Here is a 17,181-nt window from a genome sequence, read left to right as displayed (position 1 = left end):
TTTAGTTCACGATTTCGCCGTCGATAGCGTCCCCGGAAGGCTTCATCATGTCGCGGGCGTTTGTCGCGGTCATCTGAATAGTTTCCAAGGCGCGGTCGATCATCTCGGCGGAGCCGGCATCGTTCTTTGCGCGCTGCTCGTCGATCACCCGGGTCTGCACCTGAATGATCTTGAAGGAGTGGTCCAGCTTCATATCGCGCTGGCTGGTGCCCTCGTCGACGACGACGGTGGAGGCGCCCTGTGCGCGGCCAGTGGCCGCCGCGGTCGCTTCACGCAACGAATTGTTGATCTTATCCGCGCCGCGCTTGAGGCCGAACATCATAAATGCTGCCAGCAGCAGCCAACCGGCAGAGATCGCGACGATGAACCAGCCGACGACCTGATTGGAGTTAGCGGCGAAGACTACCGCCACCAAAAGGACGACAACCATCACGGCCATGGCCAAAGTTGATGCGTTCAGGGTAACTTTTTTGCCCTGCTTCGCGGTGCTGCCTAGAGGTTCCATACTGACAATTATCTCACCTTGTCTCACCGGTGACCAATTAGATGAGCCCGGTTCGCCCACAGCGTGCCCCCGCTCGCTAAGAGTTAAACGCCCGTTCAAACAAGGACTGCAGATCCGTCCCGCTCAGCGCGCTGCGGATCAGCAGATAACCGGCGATCCCCACCACCCAACCCAGCGTTTCCTGCGCATAACGACCAAGCTTGACCCCGACCCGTTGCAGCCAGCCATCAAGCCGTTCCCCGGCCAGCGCACGAACCCCCACCAACAGCAGCGCCGGCAGGATCATCACCAGGCAGTACAGTCCCAGCGCGATGAGCTGCGTCGGCTCCGCCCAGCCGGAGTTTTTCAGCACCGTCATTGCCCCAAGGTAGGGAAGCATCGTGGGAAGTTCAAGCAACCCCGCCACCAACGCCAACACCAGCACCCCGAATTTAGTGTCCAACGCACCGGCCAACAGCCCGCGAAGGTTCTTCGGCACATCGGGTTGAACCGTTGTTGTGGGGTCGGCCTGGGTTCGCGGCACCCCGGCATCTGCGGCGGCACCAGTTTTTGCACCGGTTTTTGCTAGGGCCGCTTCCTTCTGCGCATCGGTTTTGTAGGTCAGCGCCCAAATAATCATGCCAGCCCCGAGCACCAAGCCCAGCAGCCTCAGCGCCGGTTGCTGGAAGAACCCTTCGGGAATCAGGGCCGCACCAAGATCCCAGCCGGAGCGAAGCAACAATCCAACGACCGCATAGAAAAACGCCAAAATCGCCAAATAGGCGATCACTCGGGGGATCGCGCGCCGATACTCGCTGCGTAGCAGCAACCAGATCGGGATGATCAGCGTACCGATGGAGGTCGCATCGATCAGCGCCAAAATGAAAAGTGTCAGGCCCGGAGCCTGTGTCATGAGGTCCATAGTTCCAGTGTGACGCCCGCTGACGTGAGGGAACATCGGGCAACGGGCCACCGGTTCTCCTACTAAAGGAGGACGCGCCGGGACTAAGTTTCTGCGCATAATTAATTGGTGAGAAAAAATCTAGCCACGTTGCTTCGGCGTTTGAGCCGCGGTGATCAGGAACCCGAAACTGCCGGTATGTACGTGGTGCTCACGCTCGTGCTTCATCTTTCCCAACTGGTCAACCCACCCTGGCCGATGTTCCAGCCGCTGGCCGGCTGGTGGTTCCCGGTGCTGCTGCTTGGTGTCGCGGCGATGTTCACCCGGCGCAAGGCACCGACGCTCAGCGCACTGTGGATGACGGCGTTCGCCCTACTGCTGTTGGGGCAGGGCAGCATCGGCGGCTACTTTTTGCTCTTCGAAGCGGTGTTCACCATCTACCTGCTTGCCGCAGAGCCGGTGCGGCGTTGGACGCTGATCATCCTATGCCTGCTCACCCTGCTTGCCGCCGGATATGTGTGGTCGCGTACCGGTTCGTCCAGCGAGGCGGTACTGGTGGTGTTTGTTGCCGGTTTCATCCTCTTTACCCCGATGTTGTGGGCGCAGAATGTGCGCACCGCCAAGGAGCTGGCCAGCAGCGAATCGGCGCGCGCCACCGCGGTCAGTGCCGCCGCCGCGAACCGCGAAGAGCTGCTGGTCGCCGAACATCGTGCGCAGAGCATCGAGGAACGCACGGCCCTCGCCCGGGAGATGCATGATGTGCTCTCCGCCCGGTTATCCTCGATCGCACTGCTCAGCGGGGCGTTGCTGGAACGTGAACCGGTGATCGCGCAGGGAAGCTTGCGGGCCCCGCTGGAAAGTATTCGCAGCGAATCGGTGGCCGGATTGGAAGAAATGACCGCGATGGTGCGCATGCTGCATGCCGGCCAAAGCTCCATGCTGCGCGCCGATCTGAGTGGACTACCCGAACTGGTCCAATCTTTCCAAGCGGCCGGCCAACATATTAACTTCACCATCACGCCGGGTTTTGGTCTGTCGCAGGTGCCCGAGCAAACCCAGACGGCGATCTACCGTACGGTGCGTGAGCTGCTCGTTAACCACGCAAAACATGCGCCGGGCACGCCGCTGACGCTCGAACTTTTCCGCCAGGCAGAGGTCCTGGTGGTCCGCGCGCACAATCCGCTGCCCACAAGGCCGCAACACACAACGTCGGTGACCGGGGCCGGTAGCGGGCTGAAGAACATTCGGGCGCGCGCCGAGATGCTCGACGGGCACTTCGATTGTGACGGCGACACCGACTTTTGGGTGCGTTGCGAATTCCCGCTCACGGCCACCACGGCACCGACCACAGCCACTTTGCAGGAAGACGACGGACAACTATGAGTTTGAAGGTTTTGATAGTGGATGACCACTCGACGGTGCGCATGGGGATCCGCATGATTCTCGAGGCGGACCCGGAATTAGAGGTGGTCGGCGAGGCCGCCGATGGGCGCCAGGCGGTGAGCATGACCCGCGCGCTGCGACCGGATGTGGTGCTGATGGATCTGCGCATGCCGGTTCTCGACGGGGTGGCTGCCACCGGGCAAATCACCGACGCGCAGCTGTCTCGCGTGCTGGTATTGACCACCTTCGACGATGACGACTACCTCTTCGGTGCGCTGCAGGCCGGGGCGCACGGTTTCCTGCTCAAAAGCTCCACGCCGACGCAGATTCTCGCCGGCGTCAAAACCGCTGCCAGTGGGAATTCGGTACTCGATCCGGCGGTGACGGCCCGGGTTGTCGCGCAGGCGATGAGCGCGCTGAGCGAAGCGACACCGCCGGCCAGCGCACTACCTGAGACGCTCACCGGTCGCGAAATTCAGGTGCTTCAAGGTCTGGGCCAGGGGCTGAGCAATCCGCAGATCGCCCAAGATTTAGGTATTGGGGAGACCACCGTCAAAACGCATGTGTCCCGGGTGATGGCCAAATTAGGTGTCGCCTCACGGTTGCAGGCGGCGAAGATCGCCTTCACGCACTGGGGTTAGGCGCATACCTCTGGCAGTTGGCTACCAACTGACCAGGCAGAAGGGATGCTGCTGCGGGTCAAGGTACACACGAAAGGTTTCCGAGCCCTCCCCCGTCACCGTCGCCCCGAGTGCGAGCACCTGCTCCTCGGCCAGATCCAGGTCTTTAACCTTCACGTCCACGTGGGCTTGCGCCGGGGAAATATGCCCCGGCCATGCTGGGGCGACATACGGAGTGACGGCCGCAAACGCGAGCCCCGGACGATCTGGCGCATCGCCAATACTCACCCAGTCGGGCTGATCGTCCAGTCGAATCATGCCGAGCAGTTGCTCGTAAAATGTTGCCAACGCGCTGGGATCTTCACAGTCGATGACCATCGCCTGCCATGTGCCAATCATGTCCTTAGCCCCTTCGGTATGTAGCTCCTACGGCGTGCTTCGGTTCACCTCCCATTATGCCCAGCACGGTGTCTGGGCGATAGCCCCGAAATCTCATCGTGCTGCGCCCGACGAGGTGAGCCGGGGTATCGGCTGGCCAGCTAGGTCTAATTACCCGGTGAGCTCTCACGCCACGAATCGTTCATCGCGATGATGGCGTAGTCGATCAGCGCCAGCACGCGGGCCGGAAGCTGCGCCGTGCCCGGCCAGATGGCCACCACGGCGCTGGGGTAATTGGGCGCACGCAGCGGGCGGAAGGCGAGTTTGCGTCCTTCCAGGGAAAGTTCGGCATTGTTCGGACGCGACATCAGCAGGCCGTAGCCCAGCCCCCGGCCGACCATCGCGTTGACCAGGATCATCTGCGGCACCGAGGCGGTGATCTTCGGAACCAGCCCCTGCGCGGCAAAAAGCTGCATCACATAACCGGTGCTGGGCGTGGAGTCATACATGATCAGCGGTTCGTCCACCAGGTCGCTCAGCTCCAAGGGCCGCTGCAGCTGCGCCAGCCGATGGCCGGGGTGCAGCACTACCTGCATTTCGGTTTCGTAGATCACCTGCTTGCCCAGCTGCGCGGGCAGCAGCAGGTCGTAAACGAAGGCCACGTCCAGCTCCCCGGAGTTCAGCGCCGGAATCAGCTCGTCGTGGGTGCCTACGCGGACGCTGACATCCAGATCCGGGTGCAGCGGCGGGAAGCCCTCAAGCAGTGCGGGAATCACATGCGGGGACAGCGAGGCAAAGCAGCCAAAGCGGACCGGGCCGCGCAGCTGGCCATCCTGGTGCGGGAAGGTGGCCTGCAGTTCGTCGACCTGGGCAATAATTTTGCGTGCCATCAACGCGAAGTACTCCCCCGAGGCGGTCATTGTGATGCCATGGGCCTTGCGGCGCAGGCACAGCGGTTCCCGAGCGATTTTTTCGATTGCGGTAATGGACTGAGACAGGGCCGATTCCGAAATTCTCAGTTCGCTGGCCGCCGAGCCCAGGGTCGTGTGCTCGGGCAGCTCGGCCATGATTTCCAGATGCCGTAGGGAGAACTTCGACATACTCTTAAGCTCACCTTCACTTGTTCTGCAGATCTTTGAAGTTTACCTTAGGTTTGTGCGGTGCAACACTTGGTAGTGACTTACAACTCACGCAGTAACGGCCATGGGGTCCGCTACGGCTCAGCGAGGAGCATCATGGGTACCACCGCAGCATCAGCAGGACGGAGCGCCAAGTCCAATCAACGGCGCGTCGCCTTCGCCACCATCATCGGCACCACCGTTGAATGGTACGACTTCTTCATCTACGCGACCGCCGCCGGCCTGGTCTTCAGCCACCTGTTCTTTGAACCGGCAGGCAAGGACATCGCGCTACTGATCTCCTTCGCTTCGGTGGGCTTGTCCTTCCTCTTCCGCCCGCTGGGCGCGTTCCTCGCCGGGCACTATGGCGACAAGATCGGCCGCCGCGCCATGCTGGTCCTGACACTGAGCCTGATGGGAGCGGCCACGATGCTCATCGGCGTGCTGCCAACCTATGAGACCGCCGGCATCTGGGCGCCAATCCTGTTGTTGCTGCTGCGCATCGTGCAGGGCATCTCCGCGGGCGGCGAATGGGGCGGCGCGGTACTGATGGCCGTGGAACACGCGCCGGATACGCATCGCGGACGTGCCGGCTCCTACCCGCAGATCGGTGTGCCGCTGGGCATGCTGCTCGCCTCGGGCACCATGGCGCTGATGACCGGCGTCATCTCCCCGGGCGAAGAATTTGTGCAGTGGGGCTGGCGCGTACCGTTCCTGGCCTCGATCGTACTGATCGCTATTGGCTACTTTGTGCGCCGTGCCGTTGATGAGTCCCCGGTCTTTGAGGAAATCGCCGAGCAGAAGGCACAGACCAAGGTCCCGGTCGTGGAACTGTTCCGCAAGCACTGGCGTCTGGTTCTGGTGGCCGCGCTAGTCTTCGCTGGCAACAACGCTGCCGGCTACATGACTACCGGTGGGTTCTTCCAGTCCTACACCACCGACCCCGACGGCCCGATCGGGCTGGAGCGTACCGACGTGCTGCTCGCGGTGGTCTTCGGCGCAACGATCTGGTTAATCTTCACGATGGTCGCCGGCGTGCTGGCGGACCTACTGGGCCGCGTGCGTACCTACCAGTTAGGGTTCGTGATCCTCGGGCTCTCGCTCTTCCCAGTCTTTGCGCTGGTCAACTCCGGTTCACTGGGTCTGCTCTATCTGGCCTTCGGAATCTTCGGCATCGGATTAGGCCTGACCTACGGCGCACAGTCCGCGCTCTACTCCGAGATGTTCCCCGCCTCGGTGCGCTTCTCCGGGGTGTCGATCTCCTACGCGATCGGCGCAATCGTCGGCGGTGCCTTCGCCCCAACCATCGCTCAGGCGCTGGTGCAGGCCACCGGCGGCACCAATGCGGTGGCCGTGTACCTGCTGATCGTCGTGGTCATCTCGCTGACCGCGGTCAGCCTGATCCGCGATCGCCAGGGCATCGATCTGTCCTTCCGCAACCAGGCAGAGCAGGAAGTTGGTGCGCTGATCTTTGACAAGCGCACCGCGGAACCAGCGAAGAAGCTGGCCAATCACTAGGCAGCACCGCTAACAACGCCCCGGCAAGAACTTTCGGTTCTTGCCGGGGCTTCGCTGTGCCCGGAGCACGAATAGGGATCTGCGCATTCCTCTTGGATCCGCGTCAGCTAGCCGGTGCACTTGAGGTTAAGCGAGCGGCCCGTGGGGCCATCTGCGCCGCGGCGCAGATGGCCCCACGGGCCGCTTGGTTGTGCTGTGCGTTGAACCTAGTTGGAGGTTTTGACGGCGTTGGCGGCGTTGCGTTCGGCGGCTTCAACCACGTTGTTCAGCAGCATCGCGCGGGTCATCGGACCCACGCCGCCCGGGTTCGGCGAAATCCAGCTGGCGACCTCGGCAACCGCCGGATCCACGTCGCCGGTGACCTTGCCATCCACGCGGGAGACTCCCACGTCGAGCACGATCGCCCCGGCCTTGACGTCCTGCGGCTTGATGATGTGCGGCACCCCGGCGGCGGCGATGATCACGTCGGCCCGGGCCAGCAGCTCGGGCAGGTTGGTGGTTCCGGTGTGCGCCAAGGTGACCGTCGCGTTGATCTCGCGGCGGGTGAGCAACAACCCGACCGGACGGCCGATGGTCACGCCGCGGCCGACCACCAAAACGTGCTTGCCGGCCAGTTCGATGCCGTGGCGTTCGAGCAGCTCCACGCAGCCCAGCGGGGTGCAGGGAAGCGGTGAGGTCATCGGGCGGTTCACGTTCGCGACCAGGCGGCCCAGATTCATCGGGTGCAGCCCGTCCGCGTCCTTGGCCGGGTCCATCGCCTCCAGGATGACGTCCTGGTCGATGTGCTTGGGCAGCGGCAGCTGCACGATGTAGCCGGTGCAGTCAGGGTTTTCGTTGAGCTGGCGCACCTGGGCGAGCAGCTCATCCTGGGTGGTATCTTCGGGCAGATCCACGCGGATCGACTCGATGCCGACCTGCGCGCAGTCCTTGTGCTTGCCGCCGACGTACCACTTCGATCCCGGGTCCTCGCCCACCAGAATGGTGCCCAATCCGGTGGTGTGGCCCTGCTCCTTGAGCTTGGCCACGCGCTGGGTCAACTCGGCCTTGATGGTTGCCGCGGTGGCCTTGCCATCGAGAATACGTGCGCTCATGCTGTTCCTTCCGGTGGCGTCCCGCGGTGACTGCGGGACTCACGATGCTGATCGGTACAAGACCCAGGCGCGCGGTCCGTATTCACAATGGTTGATCGCTCCCCGGTGGTATTCCACCCAACGCCAGTCACGATACTTACGCGCTTAAGTCTAACGAACTTCACCGGCCGCGCGCAGGTGGATGACGGAGGAAAAATGTGATCTGCCCGGTGCCGCGCGGGTGAGCCAAACCCGTGGTGTTTCCGCTCACCCGCGGAATGCCCGGCGCGCTGAGCGTGTTGCACCAGATAACAGGACAGCGAGTACCCCGCGAAGAGAGAAGACCGCGTGATCTACCAGAGCATCGTGATCGGCGCAGGTCAAGCAGGTCTTTCAGCCGCCTACCAGTTGCAACGGCGCGATCTGGTGTCCGGAAAAGATTTTTTGGTGCTCGACGCGAACGCGCACCCCGGCGGCGCCTGGCAGCACCGTTGGGACAGCCTCACGCTCGGCGCGGCACACCATATCCACCCGCTGCCAGATTTCCCCTTCGAGCATCAAGACCCCACTCGTCCTGCCTCCGAAGTGGTGTCCGCCTACTATGCGGACTTTGAAAAGCAGATGGGTCTGGCCGTACGGCACGGCGCGGCGGTGCGATCGCTGAGCCACGACGGTTCGGTCTTCACCGTGGAGCTCACCACCGGGGAAACCCTTGACGCGCTCACCATCATCAATGCGACCGGCACCTGGACCAACCCGTTCTGGCCCGTCTACCCCGGGATACAAAATTTCGCCGGCCCCCAGGTACACACCGCAACCTATGCCGCGCCGGAACAATTTGCCGGCCAACGTGTGCTGGTGGTCGGCGGCGGCGCGAGCGCCACCCAGTTCATCGTGCAACTTCGAGCCGCCGGAATCGACACGCTGTGGTCCACCCGGCGCGCCCCAGATTGGCGCGAGGTGGGCAATGACCCCGAATGGGGTGTGGCGGTGGAACGCGAAGTTAACGAACGCACCCGCGCCGGGCTGCCACCCAAATCGGTGGTCGGCACCACCGGGCTGATCCTGTCCGATTCGATGAAGACCGGCATCAACTCCGGAGCGTTGGTTTCGCGCGGGCAAATCAGCTGCCTCGGTGCCCAGTCGGTGCGTTTTGCCGACGGCACGCAGGAAAAAATCGACGCGATCCTCTGGGCCACCGGCTTCCGGCACGCCCACCGGCACCTGCGCGGGCTGAAACTACACACCAAAGACGGCGGAATCCGGGTGCTGGAAGACTCGGTCAGCGCCGCCGACGTGCCGGGATTGTATTTTGTCGGCTACGGGGCCTCGGCCTCCACCATTGGCGCCACCCGCGCGGGGCGCAAGGCAGCCCTCGCGGCGGTGCGCCGGTTACGCACCGTAGCCGCCACCGCGCACTCATCGGGCCCGGAATCCACGGACCGGCGCGAGACGGCGAGCGCGTAAGGAAAGTTAAGGATTCGGTGCTGGGGCCTTGCGGAGGTTAACCTCGAACCATGAGCAACCAGTACATCGTGACCCTATCCTGCCTCGACCAACCGGGCATCGTGCATGCAATTTCCGGCGGATTGCTGGGCGCTGGTTGCAATATCACCGAATCCCAGCAGTATGAATCCCCCGATTCGCGCACCTTTTTCATGCGCATCGAGGTGGCCACCGAACAGTCACTCATGCAGGTGCGTGCCGCGCTAGCGCCCATCCGTGAACAATTTGTGATGTCGCTGCGGGTGGACGACGCCGCCAAACGCACCCGCACCATGATCATGTGCTCCAAGGCCGGGCATGCGCTCAACGATCTGCTCTTCGCCCAGCGTGCCGGGAATCTGGCCATCGAGGTGCCGGTGATCGTCTCCAACCACCTGGATCTGAAGCCGATGGCCGACTTCTACGGGGTGGACTTTGTGCACCTGCCGGTGACCGCGGCGAATAAGTCGCAGGCCGAGGCGGAGCTGCTGGCCCTGGCCGATGAGTACAACATCGAACTGGTGGTGCTCGCACGCTACATGCAGATCCTCTCCGACGCGTTGTGCGAGCGGATGAGTGGGCGAGTGATCAACATCCACCACTCCTTCCTGCCCTCCTTCAAAGGGGCGAAGCCGTACCACCAGGCTCATGCCCGCGGGGTGAAGCTGATCGGCGCGACCGCGCACTATGTGACCGCGGATCTCGACGAGGGCCCGATCATCGATCAGGAGGTCACCTCCGTCACCCACGCACGCACACCGGCGCAGCTGGTGAACTTGGGGCGCAGCGTCGAGGGGCGCACGCTGACCCGAGCGGTGCAGTGGCATGCCGAGCACCGGGTGATGCTTGACGGGCAGCGCACCATCGTCTTTTCCTAGGCTTTACGGTGGCACGCGGTATTGCACACCGGGCCGGATCAATTCGCTGCAGTGCACACTGGCGATAGGATGGGTGCCATGGCTCACATAATTACCATTGACGGCGCCACCCCTACCGTGGGCGCCGAAGTTTTCCTTGCCCCTACCGCGACGCTCAGCGCCGACGTAACATTTGGCGACCGCGCCAGCGCCTTCTACGGCGTCTCGGTGCGCGGTGATTCGGCGCCGATCCGGGTGGGCTCGGGCACAAACCTTCAAGACAACGTGGTGCTGCACGCGGACAAGGGATTTCCCTGCACCATCGGCACCGGGGTCTCCGTCGGGCACAGCGCGGTGGTTCACGGGGCTACCGTGGGCGATGGCTGCCTGGTCGGAATGAGCGCCACCATCATGAACGGTGCGGTCATCGGCGAAAAGTCGCTGGTAGCGGCCGGGGCGCTGGTGCTCGAAGGCACCCAGGTGCCGCCACGCTCGCTGGTGGCCGGTGTGCCGGCGAAGGTCCGCCGCGAACTGAGCGATGAGGAAGTTCGCAGCCTCAACGTCAACGCCGAGCACTACCTGGTGCTCGCCGCCAAGCATTTGGCCGCGAACGCCTCCTAGCCCATCCCGGCCTCTTCCCCGCTAGCCAAAGGATCGTATCCTCCCGTGAAGTCCCATATCCTTACCCCGCCCGTCGCCCAGCCGGGCGCAGCACCATCGCAGGCCGCGACCGGACGAACGCTGAATTGGGGCGTGGTGGCCACCGGGCGGATCGTCGCCAAGGTCCTGGGCGACCTGCAAGCCCTGGAGGATGCAAACGTGTGCGCGGTATCCTCCCGCGACGTGGTTAAGGCACGCGCCTTCGCCGACGAGCACGGCATCGAACGCGCCTACGGTTCCTACCAGGAGCTTTTGGCCGATGCCCAGCTGGACGCCGTTTACATTGCGACCCCGCATGGGCAGCACTTCGAGATCGCGATGGCCGCGTTGGCCGCCGGCAAGCATGTGGTCTGCGAGAAGTCGCTGACCATCAACGCCGCCGAGGCGCGCACCCTTGTTAACTTCGCCGGCGAACGCTCGCTGTTCCTCATGGAGGCACTCTGGGCGCGGTTCACCCCCGCTTTCGCCCGGGCACTGGCGATTATCGAATCCGGGGAACTGGGCGAGATCAGCTGGGTACAAGCGGACCTCGGATTCCTTGCTCAATACGATCCGGCCTGGCGTCTCTTTGACCCGAAGGCCGGCGGAGGGGCGCTATTGGATTTAGCGGTGTACCCGTTGACTTGGGCCGTCGGTGCGCTAGGATTCCCGGATTCGGTGCAGGCGGTAGCGCAGCTCAACGCAGACGGGGTGGATACTCAAACCGCGATCAACCTGGGGTACGCAGCCGGTGGGCACGCGCAACTCATGGTGACGCTGACCGGCAATGCACCCCAGCAGGCGCGGGTGGTCGGTTCGGCCGGATGGCTGGCGACCAACACGCCGCTGCATAACGCCAGTCAACTGATCGTTCACCCCACCGACGGGCCGGCACGCGTGGAAGAGTTCGAGGCGGTAGGCGAGAACTACGGGTACGAGTTCCGTGAGGCGACCCGCTGCATTCAGCAGGGACTCACCGCGTCCCCCACCATGCCGTGGGAGCACTCGGTGAAAACCATGGAACTCTTCGATACGATCCGCGCATCGGTGGGGGTCCGCTACCCGAACGATCTGCTCACCCACTAAACCACCACGTTTTAAACCGCGCAGCGCCGGCCCCAGAATTTCTGGGGCCGGCGCTGCGTGCATGGTGCGCAGGGGCTTGGTTACTTCACCGTTTGCGCCTCCGCGGCCGCACGTTGAGCATTCTTTGCGCTGCTGCGACGCCAGTACGCTGCGATCAGCGCGCCGGACAGGTTGTGCCAGACGGAGAACACGGCGCCGGGAAGGGCAGCCTCGGGGGTGAAGAACTGCTTGGCCAGACCGGAGGCCAGACCAGAATTCTGCATCCCCACCTCGACGGCCATGGTGCGGCGGCTGGCGATCGGCTGCTTGAAGAGTTTTGCGGTGCCGTAGCCCAGCGCGATGCCGCCGGCGTTGTGCAGGATGACCGCCAGCAGGATCAGCAGGCCGGCACTGAAAATCGCCGCCGAGCTGCCGGCGACCACGATGACCACCACAAACGTGATCGCGATGACCGAAACCCATGGAAGGGCCGGCAGCACCGCGTTGACCAGACGCGGAATGATCGCACGCAGCACCAGTCCGAGCACTACCGGGATCAGGACGATCTGCACGATGGACAGTGCCATGGTGCCGGCGTCCACCGGCAGGTACTGTCCGGCCAGCCACAAGGTGAGCAGCGGGGTGAAGATCGGGGCGAGCAGGGTGGAGATCGAGGTCATCGTTACCGACAGTGCGACGTCGCCCTTGGCGAGGTAGGTGACGACGTTTGATGCCGTGCCGCCCGGGGCGCAGCCGACCAGGATCACGCCGGCGGCCAGTGCTGGTGGCAATTGCAGCAACATCGCGATGCCCAGGCCCAGCAGCGGCATGATGACGTACTGGGCGATGACGCCCAGGACCACCGGCAGCGGCTTGCGCACTACCAGGGCGAAGTCCGGCCAGGTCAGCGTGAGTCCCATGCCGAACATGATGACCATCAGCAACGGATTGATCAGCTTGGAGAAGCCGGTGAAGGTTTCGGGGGTGAGTAGTGCGATGGCTCCGCCGGCGAGAACCAGCAGCGGGAAGAGGGTGACGGCAACCTTGGCGTTGCGTTCCTCGCCGGCCGACTCGGGTGCGGAGTGAACAGGAAGATCAGAAGACATGAACTCATCTTGGCAAAACGATCACCCTCGCGCCAATTATGACGACAAAACGATCAAGATTCGCACGCTCAACATGATTACGCCGCATGATTTTCCGGACGCGGCCACCGGGCATTGTCTGGAGGCCGGGAGCGCCGGGTGGCAAGGGCCGCGCAGCTTTGGCGGTTCGAGGCGATTCGTTGCTTAGGGGTCGACTATTTCTACATCGAGCTTCCCTGCACGCCACAACCTGGTCATGGAATCGGCCAATGCATTTGCCTCCAAGGCTTCATCGGGTGTCAGGAAAAACGTGTTCACCCGCAAACGCTGCTCCGGATCCAGCTCCTGAGACAGCAACACCATCGGACGGCATCCTGGAATTTTTACCGCGTGGAACAAGCCACAGTGCCGTTCAATATGGTGCACAGGACAGCCCAGGTCCGAGGAGCAGAGATCGGTATTTCCGCCCTTCTCCCATGCATCTAAATGATCCAGCTCGCACCGTTCGGCAGGCATACTGCACCCCGGATATGAACAACCCCGGTAGGCGGCACGGATCGCACGACCCTGCGCCTTGGAATATAACCGTTGAGTCCGCCCCAAATCCAACGGAAGGCTCTTGCCATTGAGCACCAACGGATACACTCCCGCATTGCACAACGCCGCGCGCGTCTCGCCCACCGATAAGGCCAGGCCAGAGGAAGTCACCTCGAAGTCCTTGCCGCGTTCGACCATCTTCTCGTAGTCAATGATGATGCTCACCTGCGGGGTGGCCAACCCGGGTTGTTTACCTGGCGAACCCCCTGAACCTGTGCGATCGATCAGCAGCAGCGCCATGAACCCGATCAGATGTCTCCGCTCGGGGCTCAGATTTTCCCATGGTGCGTCCATTTGCTCAAGGCGCGGTGTGCGGGCCGCCGGTTCTGCGGTCGGTTCGTTGTTGACCTGCCCTGCGGGCTGCTCGTCAGGTTCCTCGGCGGTGGATGAAAGAAGTTCCCCGTCGCCGGCTTCCTCCGACTGTGTGGCGTCGGCTCGCGCCCAGTCGGGCATGGAACTGACATCGTCCCATTGACTGGCTGGTTCTCCGGTTAGCTCAGAATCCAGCTCCCGGAGCGCGTCGCGATTCCCCGCGATCGTCTTCGGGTTGTTTAGCTGCTGCCGGAACGCCTCGATGACCGCGGCCTGCGCGGGCAGTACGCGAAGTAGATATTCCACTAGTCCGTTGCGGGTGCCGACTTTGAAAAAACCGATTTCCGCAAGCAGCGCCTCCATTTCACGGGTTCCAGACTTGACCTCCGCCACCAGATCCGACAGATGCTTCCGCGCGGTCTCCGGCTCGTTTTTGATGAAGTGAACCGCGTCGGCCTGTAATTTTGTCTTCGCCGCTTCGCGCACGTGGTCCTGGCCTAAGTCATTACGCACGGCATGGATCTTCTTTGAGGCGGCCACGACCAGCCGCGGGTCCGTGTTCGCGTCGGTAAACTGCTTGGCGAGTTCAGGCAGCCATGGTGCGGTGAGTTGGCCGGCATCGTTGACCCCGGCGATCAGGCAATCGGCCTGCACCAAGCGATCCCGTGCGGTAGACAACGGGATACCCAACCAGCCATGCAAGAGGTCCGCGGTGTGCCTAAAGTGTGTGCGTCCGCTGGTGGTGCGCCCCACGGTGGCGTCCACATCCTGCGCGGTGGGTTTCGGGCCCGCGTCGCTGATCGTTTGGAGAGACTCTTGGTCGAGTTTGTGTGCACCGGTGCGGCGTGCCGCTTCGGCGGCGTGAATCTGTGCGCGGGTGAGCTGTTGCCCGAGGTGTTCGGTGAGCATCGCAAAGTAGGCGGCGTGCCCAGCGGGAAGATCTGGCTGGGCGAGCGCTGCCGTGGCGGAGGCGACCAAGCTGGCTGCCTCCGCCAGCTGCCTCAAGGCTGCGTTCATGGATGCTGTCATGAACACAGCATGGTGCCTTCGCGCAATGTTGGGGTTGTGCTGCTGACGAATGTGGATAACTAGGCGGAAGCCATGGCGGGGCGTGGGACGTTCATGACAGCGGAGCGTGCGGCGGCCAGCCCGGCGGTGAGATCGTTGATGAGGTCCTCCGGTTCCTCGATGCCCACCGAAAGGCGGACCAGGTTGGCCGGGATTTCCAGCTCGGTGCCGATCAGTGAGGCGTGGGTCATTTCGCGCGGGTAGCAGACCAGGGATTCGACGCCGCCCAGAGAGACCGAGAGCTGGAAGTACTCCATGGATTGGGCGAAGGCGCGGGCTGCTGCTTCATCGGAGAGCTGCAACGAGAGGATCCCGCCAAAGCCGCGGCCGGCCGCGGACTGGGATTTGGCCAGTTCATGGCCCGGGTGGCGTTCCAGTCCCGGGTAGTAGACGCGGGTGACCTCGGGCTGGTCATCGAGCCAGCGGGCCAGGGTGGAGGCGGTAGCCCCGTGGCGTTCCATGCGCAGGCCCAGGGTCTTCAGCCCGCGGGCGGCCAGGTAGGAATCCTGCGGACCGGAGACCGCTCCCCCGGCGAACTGCTGGTAGCCCACGGCTTCGGCCAGGCTCTGCCCGCGGTGCAGGTGGTCGGCCACGATGACCGCGCCACCGAGCACGTCGGAGTGCCCGCCGATGTACTTGGTGGTGGAATGGACCACCGCGTGGGCGCCGAAATCCAGAGGCCGCTGCAGGTACGGGGTGGCGAAGGTGTTATCCACCACCAGCAGGGCGCCGTGCTCGGCGGCGATGGCGGCCCAGCCGGCCAGGTCGGCGATGCCCAGCAGCGGGTTGGACGGGGTCTCCACCCAGAGCAGCGCGGTGTTCGGGCGCACCGCGGCGCGCACCGAATCCAGGCTGGTGATGTCCACCGCGGAAGAGGTGATCCCCCATTTGCCGTGCAGCTTGGAGATCAGCCGGTTGGTGCCGCCGTAGCCGTCGGCGCCGAGGATGATGTGGTCGCCCGGTTCCAGCACCGCGCGCAGCAGCGCGTCTTCGGCGGCGATCCCCGAGGCGAAGGAGAAGCCGGCGGTGCCGCCTTCCAGCGCGGTGAGCTGGGATTCGAACCCGTTGCGGGTGGGGTTCGAGCCGCGGGAGTATTCATGCCCGGAACGCAGCACGTTGATGCCGTCCTGGATGAAGGTGCTGGTCTGGTAGATCGGGGGCACGACCGCCCCGGTGTGCGGATCCTTGTGCTGGCCGGCGTGCACGGCGAGGGTGTTGAAGCCAGTCATCATGCTCCTTGGGTTTGTGGGGCCAGGGCCTGGTCCAATGCCAGATCCAGTGCCTGGGTGATATCTGCGAGCAGGTCGGCGGGGTCTTCCAGACCGACCGACAGGCGCAGGGTGGAGGTGTTCAGGCCGGCGTCGGCCAGCTGTTGTGCGGAGAGCCGGCAGTGCGTCATGGTGGCCGGGTGGGAGACCATGGTGCGGGTGTCCCCCACATTCGCGGCCAGGGAAATCAGCTTGAGCCCGTCGATCACCGGGGAAACCAGGGATGGGTGGGCCAGCTCGATGGCCAGCACGCAGCCGGTGCCCTTCGGCGCCAGCGCCCGGGCCAGCTCGTGGCTGGGGTGCTCGGGCAGCGCAGGGTGGTGGATGGCGGCAATGCCCGGATACTCGGCAAGCGCGTCGATCAGCCTGGTCACGCTGCGCTGCACGTGGGCGGCGCGCACCGGCAGGGTTTCGATTCCGGCCAGGATGCTCTGGGCGCTGGCCGGGGCCAGGGTCGGGCCCAGATCGTGCAGGAACTTGGAACGCACCAGCATTGCGTAGGCGGCCGGTCCGTGGCGCTCAAGCAGCGAGGTGTTGTTCAGACGCACCCGCGGGGCGGCGATCTGTGGCCAGCGGGCGGCATCGGAGAAGTCGAATTTCCCCGAGTCCACCACGACCCCACCGAGCACCGAGCCGTGTCCGGCCAGGCCCTTGGTGGCCGAGTGCACCACGATGTCGGCGCCATGATCCAGCGGCCTAATATTCAGCGGTGTAGCCAGGGTGTTGTCGACCACCACCGGGATGTTGTGCTCGTGGGCGATCGCCGCGATGGCGGGCAGATCGGCCACGGTGCACAGCGGGTTGGAGACCGACTCCAGGAAGAACGCCCGGGTGTCCGACTCAATGGCAGCGGCCCAAGCGGACGGATCGGCCTGGTCGACAAAGCTGATGCGGATGCCGAAGTCCGCGAAGGTGTCGGTGAACAGGTCCACGGTGCCGCCATAGAGCGAGGAAGAGGCCACGATGTGCTTGGGTCCCTGGGTCAGGGCCAGCAGGGACAGGGCCACGGCTGCCTGCCCGGTGGCGGTGGCCACCGCGTGGGCCCCGCCTTCCAAAGCGGCCACGCGCTGTTCGAGAATCGAAACGGTGGGGTTGCCGGTGCGCGAGTAGGTGAAGCCGGCCTGGCGCAGCGCGAACTTCTCCACCGCTTCGGCATGCGTTGCGAATTGGTAGGCCGCGGAATTGTGCAGTGGCGGCAGCATCGGGCGGAAGTCTCCGCTCGGGCGGTACCCTGCGTGCACCGCGTCGGTTTCCTGGCTCATGGCTCCTCCTCGATTATCTGCGAGGGAGTGCACCGATTGGCATCGTGCGGCGGCACGAAGCACAGCGCGAA

Annotated in this window: 16 protein-coding genes and 1 riboswitch; of the genes, 7 read left to right on the top strand and 9 right to left on the bottom strand. The window is 63.9% G+C overall.

Annotated elements, in window-relative coordinates; translation table 11 throughout:
• Position 1: 1 nt before the first annotated feature.
• Both IEX04_RS05480 and IEX04_RS05475 read right to left on the bottom strand, forming a co-directional pair.
• The gene (locus tag IEX04_RS05480) at positions 2-505 is read right to left on the bottom strand and encodes a hypothetical protein (RefSeq protein ID WP_096256546.1); all 504 of its coding nucleotides are present in this window, start codon (positions 503-505) and stop codon (positions 2-4) included.
• A gap of 76 nt (positions 506-581) precedes the next feature.
• Entirely contained in the window at positions 582-1,457 is an 876-nt protein-coding gene (locus IEX04_RS05475) for a GAP family protein (RefSeq protein WP_229677022.1), read from the bottom strand.
• A 57-nt stretch (positions 1,458-1,514) separates the two neighbouring features.
• Between IEX04_RS05475 and IEX04_RS05470 the strand changes: the two genes are divergently transcribed.
• The gene (locus IEX04_RS05470) at positions 1,515-2,768 is read left to right on the top strand and encodes a sensor histidine kinase (protein WP_188684334.1); all 1,254 of its coding nucleotides are present in this window, start codon (positions 1,515-1,517) and stop codon (positions 2,766-2,768) included.
• Entirely contained in the window at positions 2,765-3,409 is a 645-nt protein-coding gene (locus IEX04_RS05465; RefSeq protein ID WP_188684332.1) for a response regulator, read from the top strand. Before IEX04_RS05470 ends, IEX04_RS05465 begins: the two co-directional genes overlap by 4 nt.
• A 21-nt stretch (positions 3,410-3,430) precedes the next feature.
• On the opposite strand, the gene IEX04_RS05460 is transcribed toward IEX04_RS05465, so the two are convergent.
• Together IEX04_RS05460 and IEX04_RS05455 are read right to left on the bottom strand one after the other, a co-directional pair.
• Positions 3,431-3,787 carry a VOC family protein gene (locus IEX04_RS05460; protein ID WP_188684331.1) on the bottom strand — a complete coding sequence of 119 codons (357 nt, stop codon included), beginning with the start codon at positions 3,785-3,787 and terminating at the stop codon, positions 3,431-3,433.
• A gap of 146 nt (positions 3,788-3,933) precedes the next feature.
• Positions 3,934-4,866, bottom strand: coding sequence for a LysR family transcriptional regulator (locus IEX04_RS05455; RefSeq protein ID WP_096256541.1), 933 nt, complete (start codon positions 4,864-4,866; stop codon positions 3,934-3,936).
• Positions 4,867-5,001: 135 nt separating this feature from the next.
• Between IEX04_RS05455 and IEX04_RS05450 the strand changes: the two genes are divergently transcribed.
• On the top strand, positions 5,002-6,402 hold the full coding sequence (locus IEX04_RS05450) for an MFS transporter (RefSeq protein ID WP_096256540.1): 1,401 nt from the start codon (positions 5,002-5,004) through the stop codon (positions 6,400-6,402).
• A 206-nt stretch (positions 6,403-6,608) separates the two neighbouring features.
• Here IEX04_RS05450 and IEX04_RS05445 read toward each other — a convergent pair whose 3' ends face one another.
• Positions 6,609-7,493, bottom strand: coding sequence for a bifunctional methylenetetrahydrofolate dehydrogenase/methenyltetrahydrofolate cyclohydrolase (locus IEX04_RS05445; RefSeq protein ID WP_188684329.1), 885 nt, complete (start codon positions 7,491-7,493; stop codon positions 6,609-6,611).
• Between the two features lie 54 nt (positions 7,494-7,547).
• Positions 7,548-7,634, bottom strand: a riboswitch (ZMP/ZTP riboswitch).
• Between the two features lie 186 nt (positions 7,635-7,820).
• Between IEX04_RS05445 and IEX04_RS05440 the strand changes: the two genes are divergently transcribed.
• The 4 genes from IEX04_RS05440 to IEX04_RS05425 all read left to right on the top strand — a co-directional run bounded on the left by IEX04_RS05440 (position 7,821) and on the right by IEX04_RS05425 (position 11,539).
• Positions 7,821-8,939, top strand: coding sequence for a flavin-containing monooxygenase (locus IEX04_RS05440; protein ID WP_308422399.1), 1,119 nt, complete (start codon positions 7,821-7,823; stop codon positions 8,937-8,939).
• A 50-nt stretch (positions 8,940-8,989) separates the two neighbouring features.
• Positions 8,990-9,835 carry a formyltetrahydrofolate deformylase gene (gene purU / locus IEX04_RS05435; protein ID WP_096256538.1) on the top strand — a complete coding sequence of 282 codons (846 nt, stop codon included), beginning with the start codon at positions 8,990-8,992 and terminating at the stop codon, positions 9,833-9,835.
• A 78-nt stretch (positions 9,836-9,913) separates the two neighbouring features.
• The gene (locus IEX04_RS05430; protein WP_096256537.1) at positions 9,914-10,435 is read left to right on the top strand and encodes a gamma carbonic anhydrase family protein; all 522 of its coding nucleotides are present in this window, start codon (positions 9,914-9,916) and stop codon (positions 10,433-10,435) included.
• A gap of 45 nt (positions 10,436-10,480) precedes the next feature.
• Positions 10,481-11,539: a Gfo/Idh/MocA family protein gene (locus tag IEX04_RS05425; RefSeq protein WP_096256536.1), complete on the top strand. Its 1,059-nt coding sequence runs from the start codon at positions 10,481-10,483 to the stop codon at positions 11,537-11,539.
• A gap of 80 nt (positions 11,540-11,619) precedes the next feature.
• Here IEX04_RS05425 and IEX04_RS05420 read toward each other — a convergent pair whose 3' ends face one another.
• The 4 genes from IEX04_RS05420 to IEX04_RS05400 form a co-directional block, all read right to left on the bottom strand.
• A complete protein-coding gene (locus tag IEX04_RS05420) occupies positions 11,620-12,624 on the bottom strand; it encodes a bile acid:sodium symporter family protein (protein ID WP_096256535.1) in 1,005 nt (334 codons plus the stop codon).
• A 183-nt stretch (positions 12,625-12,807) separates the two neighbouring features.
• Entirely contained in the window at positions 12,808-14,541 is a 1,734-nt protein-coding gene (locus IEX04_RS05410; RefSeq protein ID WP_188684327.1) for an HNH endonuclease signature motif containing protein, read from the bottom strand.
• 59 nt (positions 14,542-14,600) lie between these two features.
• Positions 14,601-15,809, bottom strand: coding sequence for a cystathionine gamma-synthase (locus IEX04_RS05405; protein WP_188684866.1), 1,209 nt, complete (start codon positions 15,807-15,809; stop codon positions 14,601-14,603).
• Positions 15,809-17,110 (bottom strand): O-acetylhomoserine aminocarboxypropyltransferase/cysteine synthase family protein, encoded by a 1,302-nt coding sequence (locus IEX04_RS05400; RefSeq protein ID WP_188684325.1) that lies wholly within the window; start codon positions 17,108-17,110, stop codon positions 15,809-15,811. Before IEX04_RS05400 ends, IEX04_RS05405 begins: the two co-directional genes overlap by 1 nt.
• Positions 17,111-17,181 lie beyond the last annotated feature (71 nt).

Source organism: Glutamicibacter ardleyensis (assembly GCF_014644555.1).
Taxonomy (GTDB): Bacteria; Actinomycetota; Actinomycetes; order Actinomycetales; family Micrococcaceae; genus Glutamicibacter; species Glutamicibacter bergerei.
The sequence above is the reverse complement of the archived record's forward strand: the minus strand, read 5'-3'. Positions and strand labels throughout refer to the sequence as shown.